Genomic DNA, 17,598 nt, shown 5'->3' on the forward strand with positions numbered 1-17,598 from the left:
ATTCTCCATGCAGCAACTGACAAGATTAGTCGGCGTATCCGCTCTGGCACTGTCGTCGGCACTGGCCATGACTGCCAGTGCATCGGACACAAGCCTTGAAGCGAGAAAGCGGTGGCACCAGGCAATCTACCAGGGTTACCAGTCACTGGAGACTGAAGCCGAGGATTTTTCCCAGGCCGCTAGCACTTATTGTAGCGACCCAACCCCTGACGCCCGTCAAGCCGTCGAACAGGACTGGCTGGCGGCCTTCCTGGCCTGGCAACAGGTTCGCTTCGTGGATTTCGGCCCGGTGGAGCACAACAACCTGTCGTGGCAGTTTCAGTTCTGGCCGGACCCAAAAAACATTGTCGCTCGCAAGGCCGGTTATCTTCTGAAGTCTGACGACCAGATCGACAAAGATCTCATCAAGGCGTCAGGCGTTGCTGTACAGGGATTTCCGATGACGGAATACCTGCTGTTCGATGAGCCTCTGAACAGCGGCGCGAATGCCCTTCCCACCGCAAAAACCTGTCGTCTTCTGACGGCGGTTGCGCACCATATCGAGACAAACAGCGAGCAACTCAGTCACCAATGGCGCTCACTTCGCGATCACTACCTCGCCAACGATCAATACCGCGACTCCACCATCCGTGCTGGCATGGCCGCCCTGGAAATTCTGGAAGAACGTCGCCTGGCGCAGCCCATGGGCTTGCGGGGTACGGGCAAACGTTCAGCATACGCGGCGGATGCCTGGCGCAGCGGCACCAGTCTGAGAACGATTGAAGCGACTATACGGGGACTGAAGCAGCACTTTCTGCCCGGCCTGAGCGTGCTTCTGACTGAGGCAGAGCAATCCCAGCTGGCGCGGCAAATTGCGGCACAATTTGATGAGGTGTTGGACAACTTCCCGACCCTGCACAGGCCAATCGATGCCTTGCTGTCAGACGATAAAGCATTTGCTGAACTGCAAGGTTTATATATGGATGTCTCCCAACTGGCCACGCTGGTGAATGATCAAGCCGCCAGTACGCTCGGCGTCGTCCGGGGCTTCAATTCCAGTGACGGTGACTAGGAGGATGGACATCTTGCATCTCAGCCGACGACAACTTCTGAAAGCCGGCATGGCAGGCGGACTAAGCGCCACGCTCTTCGGCTGCAACCTTCTGCCGCTCAAGGCGGGCTATGCGCCGGAACATTTTACCGGGGCGGTTGGCCTGTCAGACGGCGGATTCGGGGTGAGTGCCATAAACCGCCACGGACAGCCGCTCTGGCAGTCCCCGGTGGATACCCGTTGCCACAGTGGCTGCAATCGTCCCGGCGGCGCGCAGGTACTGTTCTTCGAGCGCCGACCCGGCTCGTCATTTTACGTGCTCGATCAAAGCAGCGGTGCCCGGCTTCACCACGTCAAGGCAGCTACTGGCGAGCATTTTGTGGGCCATGGCGTGTTTTCCCTTGATGGGCGATGGCTCTATGCCACCGCCAGCCGCTACGCCCAGGGCGAGGGTATCGTTGCCGTCTACGATGCCGACGACGCTTACCGACGGGTCGACACCTTTGAGCTGGCGGGCATCGGGCCTCATCAGCTCACCCTGCATCCGAATGGCGAAACCCTGGTCATCGGCCTGGGCGGCATCCTGACCCACCCGGACTACGATCGCATCAAGCTCAACCTGGATACCATGCAACCGGCACTGGTCCTGATGAACCGTCGCTCCGGAAACATCCTGGGTCGGTTTCATCCATCCCACCACCAGCAAAGTATCCGGCATGTAGATGTCAACCCTACCGGTGAGGTGTACGCGGCCTATCAGTATCAGGGACCGCTCCACCAAGCGCCGCCACTGCTGGCCCGCCTGCAGGACGGTAGACTTCAGGAAATACGCTTTGACGACGCGACCCAGTCAGCACTGGCCAATTATATCGCCAGTGTGACCGCCCACCCCGAAAACGACCTGGTGGCCGCCACCTCACCGGTCGGAGGCACCGCGGTAGTATTCGAGGGCCGCAGCGGCAGGCTGGTAAGCCGTGCCTCCATCCCGGACTGTGCCGGGATCCAGGCATTGGCAGGCGGCGACTTTCTGGTTTCCTCGGGCCGGGGCAAGCTGGTCCGTCTAGGCACCGACAACAAGTCCCGTGAAATCGCCAATCTGCCCGTCCACTGGGATCATCATCTCGTCTGAGCATCAGGCTTTATTTAAAACTGTCCGAACCATTGTACCTGTCTGATTCGGTTAAAAAGCGTGGAACTAGCCAGCCACAATCCCGCAATGGCGGAGAGGGGGAAGAAAGACGTACCAAGCGCTGCGATACATGAGATTGACATGCGGACACGAGTCAGTCCGGCGTTATGGCATCACGGCCCAGGACTGCTCAGTATCCGATGAAAGCGCAAGGAGGTCACGGACCTGATCGAGGGAGAAGCCCAGTTTCCGGCAGCGCCGATGAAGCGCAGGCGACCCGACGATGGTGCCCTTGAGCATGAACAGGCCCTGCTCGGCCAGGCTAAAGTATAGCGACAGCTATGTGTTCACACAGCCTCGTCCGCTAGCAGACAAGCTTGCTAATTTCCGCTAGGGTAGCGCCTCACGCTGCCAAACGAATTCGTATTACATGCAAGAATTACTCAACAACATTGCCGCCGAGCTTGCCCTTGAAACCGAGCGTGGCAAAGTGGCTGACTACATTCCTCAGCTGGCCCATGTAGATCCCCGTCAATTTGGAATCAGCCTGACCACGGTAGATGGCCAACGCTTTTCGGCAGGCTGCGCCACCACCCCCTTCTCGATCCAGAGTATTTCCAAAGTCTTCACCCTGACCATTGCGCTGGGCAAATGGGGGGACGGATTGTGGTCAAGGGTCGGTCGAGAGCCTTCCGGCGACCCGTTCAATTCCATCGTGCAGCTTGAACACGAAGGCGGAAAGCCGCGCAATCCCTTTATTAATGCCGGGGCGATTGCCGTTGTTGATGCCATCATGATGGGCCACGAGCCCAAAGAGACCCTGGCAGAAATTCTCAGTTTTGTGCGCTACATTGCCGACGATAACAGCATTTGTTTTGACCATCAGGTCGCGGCGTCCGAAATGCAGCACAAAGACCGCAACGCCTCGCTGGCGCATTTCATGAAAGCCTTTGGCCGCCTGCGTCACGATGTCGACAAAGTGTTAGGCACCTATTTCCACCAGTGCGCGATTGCCATGAGCTGCGACCAGTTGGCTCATGCCGGCTTATTTCTAGCCTCCGATGGCGTCAATCAGCCCAGCGATTTACGTGTGGTATCGCCCCAGCGCGCCCGCCGGATCAACTCGCTGATGATGATGTGCGGCCACTATGATGCCTCCGGGGAGTTTGCGTTCCGCGTGGGCTTACCGGGCAAAAGCGGCGTTGGCGGCGGCATTCTGGCAATTGCGCCCGGCCGCGGTTCGCTGGCGGTATGGTCACCGGGGCTGGATCACTATGGCAATAGCCTGCTCGGCACGCGTGCGCTGGAAATGTTTGTCCAGCACACCGGCTGGTCGGTATTTGGGCACTAGGCTGTTTACGAACAGCCAGCTAGCAAAGGGGAATGCTGGGCGGCTTCCCAGGCCTGTACCTGCTGTTTGGTTTCAATGCCCCATCGATAGCCGCCTAGCGCACCGCTTTGTTGAATCACTCGGTGGCAGGGAATCCACAGAGCAACCGGGTTAGCCCCCACGGCATTGCCAACAGCACGAGAGGCTTTCGGCATGCCCAGTGCTTGAGCAATCTGCGAGTAACTTGCCAGATGCCCATCCGGAATCGTCAGCAGTGCGCGCCATACGGCGATCTGGAAGTTGGTGCCGCTTACGTGTAGCGGCAATATGTGGGGTGTTGTCTCTGGCTGCGTTTTTGCTGTTTTTAGAAACAAGGCATCCACCACATAGCGGGTGGCCTCAGGCCGGTGGTTTAGCGTGCTGCGCGGCCACTGTTTGCCAAGTTGCTCCAACAGCGACGCCTGATGGCCAGCCGCCACAAAGGCCATTCGGCAGATTCCCCTTGGCGTCATCGCCACCAACACCTCACTAAAGGGCGTTGGATGCACGCCGTAGGTAATGTCAACCCCCTCCCCCTGGCGCTTGAATTCGCCCGGTGTCACCGCTTCCAGCTGCACAAAATGATCATAAAGACGTGAGCTACCGCTCAGCCCCAACGAATGCGCGGTCGTGTCCAAGCTTTCCGCTGAGGCAATCAGTTGCTTGCCTCTCTCCAGCGTCAGCGCCTGTAAAAAACGCTTGGGGCTGATCCCCGCATAACGGCAGAATATCCGCTGAAAATGGTAAGCGCTTAAATGCACCTGCGCCGCCACGGCGTCCAGACATGGCTGATCAGCGGCATTCGCCACCATGTAGGCCATCGCTTTTTCAATACGCGCGTAATCATTCATAAACCGGTTCTCATCAGAGCTTATCGAAACACCGCATTCACCAAGCTTAACCAGCCCGTGCCATCACGCACACCCGAATCTTGCGCAATGGCGCGGTATCTCAATTTTGTTCAATACGCCGTTTAGACGCTACTGCAAACTGACGCTCCCCTTCAGGAGAATGATAATGAGCGTTTCACTACTGTTACCCATGTCTGCGTTTGCACTGGCGGCGTCTATTTCCCCAGGCCCGGTCAATATTGTGTGTCTGAGTAGCGGCACGCATTACCCCATCGCGAAAGGGTTAACCTTCGTGACTGGCGCAACATTAGGCTTTATAGCACTTTTTCTGGCAATCGGGGCGGGACTGTATTCACTGCTGCAGCTCATGCCAGTGCTGGAAGAGGCGTTACGCTGGGCAGGCATGCTTTTCCTGCTCTATTTAAGCTACCAACTCTTTCGACATGACGGCTCGATTCATGGCCAGAGCGCCGATAAACCGCCTGGCTTTATCACCGGCGCCATGATGCAATGGTTAAACCCCAAAGCATGGCTAGCGTCTGCCGCTGGCATCGGTGCCTATACCAGTGGTAACGACCCTTATCAGCTGTGGCTATTTGCCCTGGTTTACTTACCAATCTGCTGGCTGTCTCTGGCTAGCTGGGTCTATGCCGGTGCTTTTCTGAAGCGTTACATCAATCGGCCATTTATTTTACTGACCATTAACCGTTTTCTGGCTATCTGCCTGCTGGCAAGCAGTTTATTCCTGGTGTTTCGATAGTGGCCAACGGTATTGATTAGGCGTCGCGGCTACCAGGCGCTTAAACGTGCGCTGAAAATGAGGTTGATCATTAAAACCGGCCAACAGGGCTGAATCAGCAATCGACTCGCCCTGTTTAAGCGCCCGTTGCCCCAGCTGAACACGCCGATTGACCAGGTAGGCGTGGGGTGTCAACCCATAATGCTGCTTGAACGCACGAATAAGATGCCCGGCGCTGTAACCGGTTAACTGACACAGCGTATCGAGGGAAACATCAACCGCAGCGTTTACCTCCAAGTACGCGGCTGCAGCGCGCAAGCCCTCCGGCGGCTGAGGGCGGGAAGCGCGGGTTTCATGCGCTAACGCCAACATCAGTGTAGTGAGAAACCCGGTGAGCGCCGTGTGCTTTTCTGAAATCGAGCGCTGCTGATCCAAGAGGCACGCTGCCATATCACAATAGTGGGCATATAAGTCTGGGGTTGAAATCACCGCTGTCTCGATATCTACCCAGCTAGGCGTCCCCAGCACGCCGATCTGATAGCGCAAGCCCGCCAGCCATTGCGCATCTACATACAGCATCAGATAGGCCCAGGGCTGGTTCTCAACCGGATTGCACGCATGCACCCAGTCAGGATTCATCATCACCAGATCCCCCGCGCGAATAGCGTACGTCGATGCTCGATAACAAAACGTACTTTTGCCTGAGGTCACCGCTCCCACCGACCACTCAACGTGGCTATGCGGCGCATAACAAACCTGCCTTGCGTCACTGATTTTTCGCAGTTCAACGTAAGGCAGACGGGCATCGCGCCAGAAAACAGGCGGCGGATGAAGGCTTGATGATTGAGACCCAGATGACGTGTTGTTCATATCCCGTAATCGCGCTCTACCCTGGCAATGCGTGTTTTGAAATGCTGGTACCACTGCTGATGCCCTAACCGCTGGGCTTCCTGATGTTCCGCGTGAGCTTTCCACGCTTTAATCGACGCGACATCGGCCCAGTAGGAAACCGTGACACCAACTTCCTCACGGGCCGATTCAACCCCTAGAAACCCTGGCTGCTGGGCGGCAAATTCAACCATTCGGGCAGCCATTTCGTTGTAGCCGTTATCATCTATATCAGTCCGCAGAGACGTAAAAATAACGGCGTAGTAAGGCGGTTCGGGTGTGTTAGCAATCAAGGGCATCGTCTCGTCACATTCATCCGGCATAATAAAAGTCTCCGCCACTGAGTGGCCAGAGCCTATAGCAACTTTATCATAGCCATTGAACGCTGAATTTGTCTTCAATCACCGCAAGAGATGCGATATTTGCCTGCGTGAACGTTAATACGTTTACTCTGATTCAATTATGATCAATCTTTGAACTCAGGAATCCACCAATGAATATTCTAATTCAGAGAGGCTTCCAGCTAGAAAAAGCAAAGCCTGTTGCCAAGCTTTATGAGCAAGCATTTGGCGCTAAATTTGCTAGCGCAATCTCTGACAGGGCACAACGCATCCAGTTGCTCTCCGCGTGTTTTATCCCAGCGTTTTCCTTTACCGCTATTTTTGAAGATGAGGTGATTGGACTAGCGGGATTTCAACAGTCGGATGGCTCGCTAACGGCCGGCATCGATATGAAACAGCTGATAGAAGAGCTTGGCTTACTGAAAGGGCTTTGGGCCTGCCTGGTATTCAGTCTATTCGAACGCCGACCTAAACCCGGTGAGTTGGTGATGGATGGGATTGCTGTCGACAGCCGGTTCCGCGGCCAAGGCGTAGGCTCCCAACTTCTCGAACAGATTATTGCGTACGCCTCGGATAATGGTTTCGAGACGGTTCGATTAGACGTTATCCATAGCAATCCAAGAGCAAGAAAACTGTACGAGTCCAAAGGCTTTGTCGCCGTAAAATACGACTATTTTCCCTACCTGAAGTGGCTAATCGGCTTTTCTGGATCAACCACCATGGTGTTAAAGCTAACAGATACCACCTAGCACAGGACTTCTACTTCTACTACTCTCACCCCTCACCTTCACTATGCCACATGCTAATCAGCCACCTTCAGGGTCGGCTGGGCACTTGACTCGGGAAACCTATCCAGCCAGCTGGCCAAACAATCGAGAACACCATCCGCGAAAATTTTGTCACCCAACAGCCAAATTTTGAACAGTTTCAGCCAAGCATCCATGCCTTGATGGTCATGTTTCACCTGATCTGACTTCACCAGGCTATGGTCAGCGCCGTCGACGCGGCGAACTTCGAAGAACGGTGCGGCTGAGCGCTCAAGCAGTTGACGATAGGCAGTCGCGCTGGAAATCGGATCGACATAGGCATCATGGGAGCCAAAGAGCGCCAGCATAGGTACCTTGATAGCTTGCAGGTCGCTACGCACATCGGCTTGCCAGTTGCGCTTCGCGAAGCTCCAGAAAGCTTCACTCATTGGCTCAACGTCTACCTCACCTTCGATATGCTCCAAATAGGTTGCATAAGGTGCATTGCGCTGTATTAATGCGTTGACCTGTTCAGCGGCATACTCTTTCGCCTTGATCTCCTGCTTTGTCAGGCCTTCTGCGATCATGCGTTGACGTCCAGAATAACGCGATTGATCCATCCAATTGACCGCGCCCGACACCGAGATTAGGAAGGTAATATCATCGCGCAAGTTAGCAACCTTGGGCAGCACCCAGCCCGCTTGACTAAAACCAATCAAGCCAGTTTGCCTCTCCCCCAGGCCAACGTGTGTATGCAGAAATTCAATAGCCGCAGCAACTTCATCGGACCGATCCGCCATTGATTGCAGTCGCCAATCGCCCTCGGACTCACCCACGCCGGGTTTGTCCCAGGACAGCGAGCACCATCCTTGCTCCGCAAACTGGCGCCACAAGGGTTCGTAGTAGCCATAAGCATCGCGCGGCATATCGCCGGAGCCGTGAACAAAAACCACGCATGAATCAGGCATAGCCGTCGAGCTTGGCAGTACCAATACGCCTTGCAGGGTGTTACCAGCGTGAACGAAGCTGATTTCCCTAAGCACCAAGGAATCTTCGTCAGCGATAATAAAAATCGCGCCTAAGCCCAGGCATAGCAGCAGCAAGACAACAGCAATACGCCTAGCACTTGTGTTCTTAGTACTTGTGTTCTTAGCACTTACTGAGAAGAGTAGCATGGGGGTTCCTTGGGCGGTTTGGTTGACGGAGCGACCTGGCGGGGTCGCTTCAGGTCCTGGGTAATGGCAATTAGCACAGGCACTAGGAACAGCATTAGAACGGTGGAGAATAGCTCGCCAAAGGCTAGCGAGGCCGCAGCGGGCTTCAGGTATTGGGCCTGTTCAGAGCTTTCTGAGAGCAGCGGCAGCAAACCAATCACCGTAGTGGTTGTGGTGAGAAAAATCGCCCGAAATCGGCTAGTGGCTGCAGCCTGAATAGCGTCATAGGGGACCATGCCGTCGGCAACAAGCTCGTTGTGGCGGCTCAGCATCACCAGACTATCGTTCACGACCACACCGGCCAGGGCTAACATGCCGAACACCGATAGTAACGACAGGGCTAGGTCGAGATACAGGTGGCCGAGAATGGCGCCAACAAAACCGAACGGGATAATTGCCAGGATAATAAAGGGTTGCCAGTAGGATTTTAACGGCACCGCCATGAGCATGTAGATCAATATCATGGCGATTAACAGGGCCTTCTTCAGGCCACCCTGTAGTTCACCCATTTCTTCCAGCTCGCCTCCAAGATGAATGCCCAAATCTGGGTATTGCTGCTGGAGTTGCGGCACTAGTTGACTGAATATGGCCTGCGCTACTTCTTCAGGGGCAATCACAGTGCGGTCGATGGTGGCCGAAATCAGATTGACCCAGTGATTATTTTCCCGATAGACAGCCTTTGGCTTAAGGATCTGTTCGACATTAGCAATCGCGGAGAGCAGTACCCACTGATCATCATGGTTGCGGATGTGGGATTGCAATAGATCATCCATCGTATTGCGTTGTTCAATGCCATATTGCACTAGGACTGCTAACTCAGTGTCATCACGCTGAACTTTTTGCACCTCAGCGCCACCGAAAGCAGCGCTTATCTGCATCGCTAGGGTCTGCTGATCAAACCCCAGGTTTTCGGCAGAAGGCTTCAGCGTGACCGCAAGTTCAGCCTGGGCTCCAGCCATCGAATCACGGGGGTTATGCACTCCACCGATGGTATCCAGGTAATCCTTGAGCACATTTCCAGCCGCGACTAGCGTCGCTTGGTCGCCACTGGTCAATTTGATTTGGAAGCCACCGCCAATCTCTTCAGAACCCGTAAAGCGTAATTCAATGCTCCCTTCAAGTTGGCCAACTTGCTGACGCCAGCGCTGAATGACGTCTTGGATGTCAATACCTGGCCGCGCAGCCACCGGCGTGAGTTCAGCATAGATAGCGGCAGATTCAGCACTGCTAATCGCTTCGAAGGTAGTTCGCACAGGGGGTTGATCCAGGTCATGCTGCTGTTGTAAAAACTCACTGACAGCTTCCCCCTCGCGACGGATATGCTCAACATTAGCGCGGGTCAGTTCAAACGGTGCTCCAGAATCCATCTCCAGGGTGATGCTAATGACCTGGCCGGGCACCTCTGGGAAGAAAACACTTTTAACCATACCCTTCATGGTTAGCCCCAATACCAGCACAGCCACGCTGATGAAAAAGATTAGCGCTGCATAGCGGTGGCGAACCGTTAACGAAAGCAGAGGCACATAGCAACGGTCGCGCAGGAAAAACAACACAGCTTGAGCACTCAGTTGCACCGACTGCCAGAGACGGGCCACTAACCACTTAGGGGGGTTGCCAAGATCAATGCCAGCAAGGTGAACAGGTAAGATGAACTTACTTTCTACTAGTGAAAACACCAGCGCTAGGATGACAACGCCCGAAAAGCTCGCGAGCACCTTGCCCAGGGGGTTATCGAGGATCAGCAGAGGAAAGAAAGCAGCAATAGTGGTCAGAACACCGAAAACGGTGGCAACCGAAACCTTTGCCACCCCCGCTTCAGTGGCGGCAATGGGATTGTTGTTAAGGCGACGCTGCTCAAACACGCCCTCCCCAACCACCACGGCGTCATCAACCAGAATGCCCAAGGCCAGGATGAAGCCAAACGTGGTGATATCATTCAGCGAGTAATCTACCCAGCTGGTACCGGATACAGCGATAGCGCCTAGTACCGATACGGGAATTCCCATCGCCACCCAGAAGGCAAGTTTGACATCAAGAAAAAGGGCCAGAATCAGAACAACCAGCACCAGGCCTTGAAGGCCATTTTTGGTTAGTAGGCTCAGGCGGTCGCCTATATAGTCAGCGCTATCGCCCCACACGACCACGTCAACCCCCCGAGGCAATTGGCGGCGAAAGTCATGTAGCACGCCATGAGTAACCTCTGAAATATGCAGTAGATTTTCCCGCTGGCCCACTAATATTTCCATGCCCGAAGAGGGCTGACCGTTAAAGCGAAATCGATAGTCACCCTCGACGGTCGTATCCTGGATAATGGCGATGTCACGCAACAATACTTGATCGCCGCCATGTTTCTTAACGATTGCAATGGCACCATACTCAGGCGCGTACTCAGCCTCACTATCAGCCCTGATATAGATACGACCTGCGCGAGTTCTCAGGGAACCAGCCTGAAACTCCAGTGAACTCGCACGAATACGTTCCACTACATCGGGCACGGTCAGGTTTAGCTGACGTAGTTTTTGGCTGTCGACTTCAATACGCAGCTCTTGTTTGTGTAGGCCCCAAACATTCAATCGCGATAACGTTGGCTGGGCCAGAAGCGCCTTCCTCAAACGCTTGGCGAGCTCATGCAAAGTGGTCTGCTCAGCATCACCGTAAACGTTGATATACAGTGCTGGATAGTCAAAACCACTGGCGTCGATTTGCGGCCTTTCAGCCCTGGTAGGCAACTCGATCCCACTATCCATTCGCAAGCGTACCTTATCCAACAGCTTATCAAGGCTTTGACCGCTGGCACGCCTGACGGTAATTGTAGAGACGCCGTCGCTGGAGATCGCTGAAAGGCTGCGAACCCCTTCTAAGCCTTCTAAAGCCGTTTCGATTTTCTGGCTGATCAGGGTATCGACCTTGTTGGGTGGCGCGCCTGGAAACACTGTGGTGATGGTAATGCTATCCGGCTCAATGCGAGGGAAGCCCTCAATACGCATAGTGTTAAGGGTGACTAAGCCCACCAACAGGATGAAGGTCATCAGTAGATTGGCGGCAACCGAGTTACGAATAAACCAAGCGGTCAAGACACGCATCACCAAGCCTCACCGACGGTTGTCCTGACACGCTGGCCCGGTAGGTAGGAGGTCAGGGGCACGGCGACGATGTGCCACTGATCGTTATCGGACGGCGCTCTGACCAATACGCGATCATCGCGGTGGGACAGCACATCGACAATGCTACGAGCCAGAGTACTGTCATCTTCGACCCACCAGATTGAACCATCGGCGGTCAGTGCCGAAGCTGGAAGGCTGAGAGTGTTTTCCTCTGTGCGGCCTTGAAAGCTAACTCTAACGAAGTCCCCAGCCAGAACAGAAGTCTCAGCACCTTGGAGATCAAGGTGCACGATATAGTGGCGTGTTACGGTATCAAGGTAGCCTCCTCCCTCGCGAATTTCTGCCTCGCCAACAGAATTGCCCTGATCGCTGTAGAGCGCTACCTTTTGCCCTTGGATAGGATGATCAAGCCGTTGCCAATCACTCTTACTGATGCTGACAGCTAAATCATAGTGAGCGTCATCAATCAGCCTAGCGACCAGGTCTCCCGTCATTAGCATTTGCCCCGGGTTGACATAGCGTTCGACAATAAAACCGCTATAGGGCGCCCTTATCACAGTGCGATCGAGTTCCCGCTGCGCCACATCAACACGGGCACTGGCCGCTTTAACCGAAGCATCGGCAATATGTCGTTGAGGAAGGTGCAGGGCCAGCTCATTGGGCGGTTGTTTTCCGGCGCTTTCAAACTGTCGCCTGGCCACCTGGGTAGCGTACCCCGCCCGCTCCCGTTCCAGTTCGGCCTCACGGAGCAAGCGCTCGGCATCAGCCAGTGCTGCCTGATAGCGAGTATCGTCAATTACCGTCAGTGGCTCGCCTTCACTAACGCGACTGCCAGCCAGGGCGCGGTCATATACCCTAACGACGACACCATCGACTTCCGATTTTAACTCGACAGCCCAGCGTGACGTCACTTCGGCATAGGCTTCAATCTGCACAGACTGCTCACCACTGCTGATTTGTTCAACGCTGACGAGGGGTGGGGGCGGCGCATGATTGCGTTGTTCAATGCCGGTAGTGTCCCCCACCTCAATAACCAGCCCAGTAACACCCAACAGAATGCCAATTGCCAAAATCAAGGCCAGGGCTCGACTGTTGAACAGTCTTTTAAAACGCATAGAGATAGCCTGCGCTGATAGACCAAAGGTGATCGTTATCGACGATAGGGCTGTCATGAACCTCGTTGGAAAAACGGCGGTGACTGAGGTCAATCAGTATCCGATGCGATTCGCCAAACAAACGAGACAAACTGACTCCAGCCTGATACTGATAAGCGCCTCTCGGACGGTATTCAGGACGCCCTACCTTCGCATCATCGGCATCGACTCCAACGTAGTAGCGCGCCACCTGACTACCCGCGTAGGTCAGTGAAATATGCGGCTCAATACTCCACTGCTGGAATTCAAGCGGGTAACCGTAGCCGATCACGGCTGAGCCCCCATTATGGTTGCCGGTGATATCCTGCCGGTAGCCCAACGTCAGGTGACCCAACGAACCAAACCAATCGACACTCACTGCGGCAGTGTAGATGTCGTCGAGCTTCTTCATGTCCTTGAGCTCAGGACTGTTACCCCGTTCAACATCGCCGAAGGCGTGATAACCAACCGCCGCGGACAAGGCCCAATTGTCTCCTCCCGCTAGATAGCTACCCAGTGAATAGTCACGAAAGAACCAGTTGTTCGACTCCCACTCGATATAGGGCAGCAGACCTGCATTGTCCTTACCGCCTACGTAAAGGGACGGTTCCGTGTAGGCAATAAGCCCGATAGCAAAGGTGTCGGCGCTTTCTTGTTCCTGGCTGAAGGACCAGGGTGAATAGGTGGCCAGAATAGCCGTCGCCAGGGGAATGAGAGAACGAATCTTCATTGGGTTGACTCCGTTTTGAATCAGTAACTCAAGGTGAAGTGAGAGGCTGATGTTTGCGGAGTCGATTGTCAGACAGAGGGTATTAAGCGGGTCTTAAGATATTCTGGTGGGAATGGCGATAATTACCAGCGTAGGGTTACACAAGCCCACGGGTAGTCAAGGACAAACTCAAACTGCCAATCAAGCCGGTTGGCAATACGCTCGACCAATTGCAAGCCTAATCCGAAACTGACCGTTTCAGGTTTGCCAGCAGCGTCGACGGGGTTTGAAATAACCAACGAGTTATCTGTAATCACTAGGGTAATCGTCCCACTACCCGTGTGCTGGAACGCATTACGGATCAAATTGGCTAGTACAATGCGAAACAGATCATGTTCAATGTTGATACTGCTGGCCTGATTGTTAAGTGACATCTGAATATTTTTATTCTCAACCAGATACTGCATATCCACCAACAGTTCGCTGCACAATGCGCCTGGCCAGACGATGGACTTTCCAATAGGCCTGGAGGATGGGCGTGCCAGCCACAAAAGGGCTTCCGACAACAAGATCATATTGGCGCAGGCTCGACTAGCCCGCAACAGAGAAGGAAAATTAGGATCCTCAGGGGCAGTTCTCACCCCTAATGTATCCAGGGAAGCCTGAATAATAGCGAGAGGAGTTCTCAGCTCGTGGCTGGCATGGCGAAGAAACTGCTGCTCGCGCTCGTTGTATTCTCTAACCTGTTGCAGTGTCGACAGCAACTGATTGGCGATTTCATTGAGCTCGCTGATCGAGAACTGAACATCAATCTCGCTACCTGGTTGCTGCTTAACCCGACTTGACCACTCCACGAGTAGCGATAGAGGCTTCACGGCGCTCTTAAACAGCCAGGAGATAACCAAAAACAGCACCAGACTAAATATCCCAGTCACCAGGCTAGCTTCGATCAATGCCTGCTTGAAAATAGCTTCGGCCAAGGCATCAATCTTGTCAGCCTCTTCAAACTCCAACAGATAAAGGCCACCGGTCTGCTGTTCTTGTGACTGCTCTTGTGACTGCTCTTGAGAATGTACTTGAGACGGCACGTGCGAATAGAGCAAATAACCGTATTCACGAATACCCTGCTCATTAACCCGCTCTATTTCCAGCGGCTCCAGTGGTTGAGTTTTACTGCTAGAAAATAGCTGCCGGATCTCTAGGGGAATGTCATCCCACTCCCGGTAGGCGCTCACTTCACCTCGCTGCGGCAGTACATAGTCGGGATTGTTATTGACCGCCTGCTGCAACTTAATCGCATCAAGATGCATATAATACTTAGCCGCCTGACCCACCTGATAAAAGCTGAAAATGGTGACCAGCGCAATCTGCCCAATAAAGATGGCAATGGCCAAATACAGCAAGTGCTGTCGAGACTGGGCGGCTAAACTACGAACCGGATTAGAAGACATCACCGCGTCTCCACAAACAGCGACAGCCCAACCCCGACATGGGTATGAATGAGGAGCTGTTCAAAAGGTTTATCAACCACTTTACGCAGTTGGTGTAAGTGCACATTGACGGTTCCCTCCTCCACCTCCTCGCCTGGCCAGACATGCTCCACAATGTCGTTTCTCGAAACCACAGCGGGCGATCGACGGGCAAGTAATAACAGAATTTTCCAGCTGGTCGGCGTCAGTTTCAGCTCCTGCTCAGCACGAATGGCCCGGTGCTCTTTTGGGTAGATCCTGAGATCAGCAATCCGTATACATTCACGCTCGGGGTGACGACGGCGGTACAGCGCATTCAGTCGGGCCAAGAGTAGCGGCATCGTGCAAGGCTTGATGACATAGTCATCGACACCGGCATTAAACCCCTCCATTTGATCGCCTTCCATATCGCAAGCGGTCAGCATCAGTATCGGCGTATCAACACCATTAGCCCTCAGTTGCCGACAAACATCGATGCCCTGCACCTTCGGCAGCATGTTATCCAGGATCAAACCGTCATAATGCTGCTGGGATGCCAGGGTGATACCGCTGGCCCCAGTATAGGCAAAGTCGCATTCGACACGGTGCAATTCCAGATACTCGGAAATAGCCAGTGCCAAGTCCCGGTCATCTTCAATGATTAATATTTTCATGGCGGCCAACTACGGAAAAAGAATAGTTAGCTTAAATGGAAATGTCTTAATATTACATTAAGCCTGCCGTTTTTGAGGCGTGTGCATAATCGCTGCACCGCCTTAGTTTGCCGCCATCCATCAATCCTATGTGGCCGAAATTGACCGCTTTTGGACCGCTCAAGGTATCGTTGGCTGAAATGGGAATAGCTAATCTGTAGCCTCACTTCAACACGATGAGATTAGCCATGACTCAGTCTAAAACCGCACTGCTATTAATTGACGTTCAAGCGTCCTTTCCCGCCCGCGATTATTGGGTAGAATCACTGGCGCAAGCATGGCGCCCCAAGCAACGAGCAGTGCTAGACGCGGCGCAGGCAAATAACATACCTGTTGTGCGCATTTTTCATGAAGCACCTGGTAGCCAAGGTGCTTTTGACCCCGCTAATGACCTAATTCGCCCGCTTGATGGTTTTGACGATGAAGCGGCGGTGACATTCCATAAGCGTGTTCATAATGCATTCAGCGATACTGAGCTTGAAAATTGGTTACGCGAACTCGACATTACGCAACTTGCGATTAGCGGTATTCGCACAGAACAGTGCTGCGAGACAACCACGCGCGTAGCGTCAGATTTAGGTTTTAGCGTTGATTTTGTCAGCGATGCAACCCTGACGTTTCCCATGACGCGCCAGGGAATTACCTGGTCAACGGAAGATATCAAGGCACGCACCGAATTAGTCCTTGAAGACCGCTTTGCGCGTATTATCCTGACACAGGATTTGATTAAAGAATGGCAAACAACGCGTGAGTGATGAACAGCTAAATAGCCATCCGCTATCCCAGCGCGCCAATACCTTGCGGGTAGCGGTATTGATGATGCCAGGCCAGGTGCCGCTTGATCTGATAGGCCCTCTCCAGGTTTTGCAGTGCGCAGACCGGCTTTCGATAGACGTCCAGGTGCGCTATATCGGCCCCAAAGCGGCCATGCAGTGGTTAGGGCCATTGACGCTTAGCGGCATCGATCCCTTGCCAGAACAGCTTCCTCTCCAAGATTTACTGCTTATTCCAGGGCAGTATCGCAATAGCCTTGAGCCATTGGCGCAACAAGAATGTGTCGTTTGGCTCAAGGCAAATGCCCACTATGCGGATACGCTAATGACCGTTTGCTCCGGCACGCTATTACTTGCGGATGCGGGTCTATTAGAGGGGCGACGTTGCACCACCCACCACGCTCTCATCGAACAGTTACGCCTTAAAGCCCCCCAGGCAAAAGTACAGAGCGACTGCATCTTTATTGAGGATGGCCGGTACTTAACCAGCGCGGGGATCTCAACCGGTATTGATACCATGCTCTACTGGCTTACTCGCGCTTGCGGCCATTCTCTGGCCCTGGCGGTAGCGCGAGAAATGGTACTGTATCTTCGTCGCAGCGGCCAGGAGCCTCAACTGGGCGCTTGGCTTGAGGGTCGCAACCATGTGGATGAGCGGCTGCATCGCGTTCAAGATGCGATATGCGCCGCGCCCTCGAAAACCTGGCGTATCGAAACATTGGCGGCTCAGGCAGCCATGAGCGAGCGCCATTTCCGTCGCCAGTTCAAAACCCTCACCGGCATGCTGGTGGGCGATTACATTATCGGGTTACGCTTGCAGCGTGCCAAAGCGTTAATGACCGAAACGACCTGGACATTAGCGCGCATCGCCGAAGCATCCGGATTCGGTGATGAGCGTCAGCTAAGGCGCGTATGGGCTCGCCAAGAGAAAGCGCCGCCTAGCGTATGGCGTCGCTCGCAGCTATCTCGATGAGCTTATTTGCCCCAATGCGAAGCCCGCCAGAGCTTTTAAGCCGTAAAGAACAGCCCCCCCCCACATGGTTGCTTCCAAATGAGACTGCGCCCTCGCGCCGAAAAGGGAATACTCCACCTGGGGATGGTACCTGTAGTGGGAGATATAGTCGGATGTTGTGTATGGAGGACAGAAGGAAGGGTGGCGTATCCTGTTGATTGATCACGACCAAGATTTCAACCAACACAAATGGATACGCCATGACAGATTCTACCCTCCAAGCCATGACACAGCCAGAAGACGATATCACAGACCCGTTGCATGAACTGTTACGCAAGGGAGCGCGAGACTTAATCACCAAGGCCGTAGAGGCCGAGCTGGCAATGTTTCTTGAACAGTACGCCGACAAGACACTAGACGATGGCCGACGCGCCGTGGTTCGCAACGGTTACTTGCCAG

Annotated in this window: 17 protein-coding genes and 1 pseudogene; 8 read left to right on the top strand and 10 right to left on the bottom strand. The window is 54.0% G+C overall.

Features of this window, described 5'->3' with window-relative positions; all coding sequences use genetic code 11:
* Positions 1-7 precede the first annotated feature (7 nt).
* The gene (locus M8006_RS08835; protein WP_250081302.1) at positions 8-1,051 is read left to right on the top strand and encodes an imelysin family protein; all 1,044 of its coding nucleotides are present in this window, start codon (positions 8-10) and stop codon (positions 1,049-1,051) included.
* A 4-nt stretch (positions 1,052-1,055) separates the two neighbouring features.
* The gene (locus tag M8006_RS08840; protein ID WP_250081304.1) at positions 1,056-2,159 is read left to right on the top strand and encodes a DUF1513 domain-containing protein; all 1,104 of its coding nucleotides are present in this window, start codon (positions 1,056-1,058) and stop codon (positions 2,157-2,159) included.
* A 165-nt stretch (positions 2,160-2,324) separates the two neighbouring features.
* On the opposite strand, the gene M8006_RS18375 is transcribed toward M8006_RS08840, so the two are convergent.
* Positions 2,325-2,459 carry a MerR family DNA-binding protein gene (locus M8006_RS18375; protein ID WP_430886815.1) on the bottom strand — a complete coding sequence of 45 codons (135 nt, stop codon included), beginning with the start codon at positions 2,457-2,459 and terminating at the stop codon, positions 2,325-2,327.
* Positions 2,460-2,589: 130 nt separating this feature from the next.
* Between M8006_RS18375 and M8006_RS08845 the strand changes: the two genes are divergently transcribed.
* Entirely contained in the window at positions 2,590-3,510 is a 921-nt protein-coding gene (locus M8006_RS08845) for a glutaminase (RefSeq protein ID WP_250081306.1), read from the top strand.
* Between the two features lie 5 nt (positions 3,511-3,515).
* Here M8006_RS08845 and M8006_RS08850 read toward each other — a convergent pair whose 3' ends face one another.
* The gene (locus tag M8006_RS08850; protein WP_250081308.1) at positions 3,516-4,379 is read right to left on the bottom strand and encodes a methylated-DNA--[protein]-cysteine S-methyltransferase; all 864 of its coding nucleotides are present in this window, start codon (positions 4,377-4,379) and stop codon (positions 3,516-3,518) included.
* A gap of 166 nt (positions 4,380-4,545) precedes the next feature.
* Here M8006_RS08850 and M8006_RS08855 point away from each other — a divergent pair, with 166 nt between their 5' ends.
* Positions 4,546-5,139: a LysE family translocator gene (locus M8006_RS08855; protein WP_250081310.1), complete on the top strand. Its 594-nt coding sequence runs from the start codon at positions 4,546-4,548 to the stop codon at positions 5,137-5,139.
* Here the strand turns inward: M8006_RS08855 and M8006_RS08860 are convergent.
* Together M8006_RS08860 and M8006_RS08865 are read right to left on the bottom strand one after the other, a co-directional pair.
* The gene (locus tag M8006_RS08860) at positions 5,119-5,988 is read right to left on the bottom strand and encodes an AraC family transcriptional regulator (protein ID WP_250081312.1); all 870 of its coding nucleotides are present in this window, start codon (positions 5,986-5,988) and stop codon (positions 5,119-5,121) included. The two genes, M8006_RS08855 and M8006_RS08860, sit on opposite strands and share 21 nt — an antisense overlap.
* Positions 5,985-6,305 carry an antibiotic biosynthesis monooxygenase family protein gene (locus M8006_RS08865; RefSeq protein ID WP_250081338.1) on the bottom strand — a complete coding sequence of 107 codons (321 nt, stop codon included), beginning with the start codon at positions 6,303-6,305 and terminating at the stop codon, positions 5,985-5,987. Before M8006_RS08865 ends, M8006_RS08860 begins: the two co-directional genes overlap by 4 nt.
* A 194-nt stretch (positions 6,306-6,499) precedes the next feature.
* On the opposite strand from M8006_RS08865, the gene M8006_RS08870 reads away from it, so the two are divergent.
* Positions 6,500-7,096, top strand: a complete 597-nt coding sequence (locus tag M8006_RS08870) for a GNAT family N-acetyltransferase (RefSeq protein ID WP_250081314.1) — start codon at positions 6,500-6,502, stop codon at positions 7,094-7,096.
* 53 nt (positions 7,097-7,149) lie between these two features.
* On the opposite strand, the gene M8006_RS08875 is transcribed toward M8006_RS08870, so the two are convergent.
* The 6 genes from M8006_RS08875 to M8006_RS08900 all read right to left on the bottom strand — a co-directional run bounded on the left by M8006_RS08875 (position 7,150) and on the right by M8006_RS08900 (position 15,375).
* Positions 7,150-8,268 carry an alpha/beta hydrolase family protein gene (locus M8006_RS08875; protein ID WP_250081315.1) on the bottom strand — a complete coding sequence of 373 codons (1,119 nt, stop codon included), beginning with the start codon at positions 8,266-8,268 and terminating at the stop codon, positions 7,150-7,152.
* Positions 8,250-11,390 (bottom strand): efflux RND transporter permease subunit, encoded by a 3,141-nt coding sequence (locus M8006_RS08880; protein WP_250081317.1) that lies wholly within the window; start codon positions 11,388-11,390, stop codon positions 8,250-8,252. The genes M8006_RS08875 and M8006_RS08880 overlap by 19 nt, the downstream gene beginning before the upstream one ends.
* Complete coding sequence (locus M8006_RS08885) at positions 11,390-12,526, bottom strand: efflux RND transporter periplasmic adaptor subunit (protein WP_250081320.1); 1,137 nt, start codon at positions 12,524-12,526, stop codon at positions 11,390-11,392. The genes M8006_RS08880 and M8006_RS08885 overlap by 1 nt, the downstream gene beginning before the upstream one ends.
* A complete protein-coding gene (locus tag M8006_RS08890; RefSeq protein WP_250081322.1) occupies positions 12,516-13,274 on the bottom strand; it encodes a MipA/OmpV family protein in 759 nt (252 codons plus the stop codon). Before M8006_RS08890 ends, M8006_RS08885 begins: the two co-directional genes overlap by 11 nt.
* A gap of 122 nt (positions 13,275-13,396) precedes the next feature.
* Positions 13,397-14,704, bottom strand: a complete 1,308-nt coding sequence (locus M8006_RS08895; protein WP_250081324.1) for a sensor histidine kinase — start codon at positions 14,702-14,704, stop codon at positions 13,397-13,399.
* Positions 14,704-15,375 carry a response regulator transcription factor gene (locus M8006_RS08900; RefSeq protein WP_250081325.1) on the bottom strand — a complete coding sequence of 224 codons (672 nt, stop codon included), beginning with the start codon at positions 15,373-15,375 and terminating at the stop codon, positions 14,704-14,706. Before M8006_RS08900 ends, M8006_RS08895 begins: the two co-directional genes overlap by 1 nt.
* 227 nt (positions 15,376-15,602) lie before the next feature.
* On the opposite strand from M8006_RS08900, the gene M8006_RS08905 reads away from it, so the two are divergent.
* From M8006_RS08905 to M8006_RS08915, 3 genes and pseudogenes are all read left to right on the top strand, one after another.
* Positions 15,603-16,169, top strand: a complete 567-nt coding sequence (locus tag M8006_RS08905) for an isochorismatase family protein (protein WP_250081328.1) — start codon at positions 15,603-15,605, stop codon at positions 16,167-16,169.
* Positions 16,162-17,160: a GlxA family transcriptional regulator gene (locus M8006_RS08910; protein ID WP_250081329.1), complete on the top strand. Its 999-nt coding sequence runs from the start codon at positions 16,162-16,164 to the stop codon at positions 17,158-17,160. Before M8006_RS08905 ends, M8006_RS08910 begins: the two co-directional genes overlap by 8 nt.
* Positions 17,161-17,399: 239 nt before the next feature.
* Positions 17,400-17,598, top strand: a pseudogene (locus M8006_RS08915) (IS256 family transposase); the annotation flags it as partial.

Origin of the sequence: Halomonas llamarensis, from assembly GCF_023555005.1 — a bacterium.
Classification (GTDB): Bacteria; Pseudomonadota; Gammaproteobacteria; order Pseudomonadales; family Halomonadaceae; genus Vreelandella; species Vreelandella llamarensis.

Coding starts and splice junctions, on each gene's coding strand:
- M8006_RS08835 (WP_250081302.1), top strand. CDS start 8: ATGCAGCAACTGACAAGATTAGTCGGCGTATCCGCTCTGGCACTGTCG.
- M8006_RS08840 (WP_250081304.1), top strand. CDS start 1,056: ATGGACATCTTGCATCTCAGCCGACGACAACTTCTGAAAGCCGGCATG.
- M8006_RS18375 (WP_430886815.1), bottom strand. CDS start 2,459: ATGCTCAAGGGCACCATCGTCGGGTCGCCTGCGCTTCATCGGCGCTGC.
- M8006_RS08845 (WP_250081306.1), top strand. CDS start 2,590: ATGCAAGAATTACTCAACAACATTGCCGCCGAGCTTGCCCTTGAAACC.
- M8006_RS08850 (WP_250081308.1), bottom strand. CDS start 4,379: ATGAATGATTACGCGCGTATTGAAAAAGCGATGGCCTACATGGTGGCG.
- M8006_RS08855 (WP_250081310.1), top strand. CDS start 4,546: ATGAGCGTTTCACTACTGTTACCCATGTCTGCGTTTGCACTGGCGGCG.
- M8006_RS08860 (WP_250081312.1), bottom strand. CDS start 5,988: ATGAACAACACGTCATCTGGGTCTCAATCATCAAGCCTTCATCCGCCG.
- M8006_RS08865 (WP_250081338.1), bottom strand. CDS start 6,305: ATGCCCTTGATTGCTAACACACCCGAACCGCCTTACTACGCCGTTATT.
- M8006_RS08870 (WP_250081314.1), top strand. CDS start 6,500: ATGAATATTCTAATTCAGAGAGGCTTCCAGCTAGAAAAAGCAAAGCCT.
- M8006_RS08875 (WP_250081315.1), bottom strand. CDS start 8,268: ATGCTACTCTTCTCAGTAAGTGCTAAGAACACAAGTACTAAGAACACA.
- M8006_RS08880 (WP_250081317.1), bottom strand. CDS start 11,390: ATGCGTGTCTTGACCGCTTGGTTTATTCGTAACTCGGTTGCCGCCAAT.
- M8006_RS08885 (WP_250081320.1), bottom strand. CDS start 12,526: ATGCGTTTTAAAAGACTGTTCAACAGTCGAGCCCTGGCCTTGATTTTG.
- M8006_RS08890 (WP_250081322.1), bottom strand. CDS start 13,274: ATGAAGATTCGTTCTCTCATTCCCCTGGCGACGGCTATTCTGGCCACC.
- M8006_RS08895 (WP_250081324.1), bottom strand. CDS start 14,704: ATGTCTTCTAATCCGGTTCGTAGTTTAGCCGCCCAGTCTCGACAGCAC.
- M8006_RS08900 (WP_250081325.1), bottom strand. CDS start 15,375: ATGAAAATATTAATCATTGAAGATGACCGGGACTTGGCACTGGCTATT.
- M8006_RS08905 (WP_250081328.1), top strand. CDS start 15,603: ATGACTCAGTCTAAAACCGCACTGCTATTAATTGACGTTCAAGCGTCC.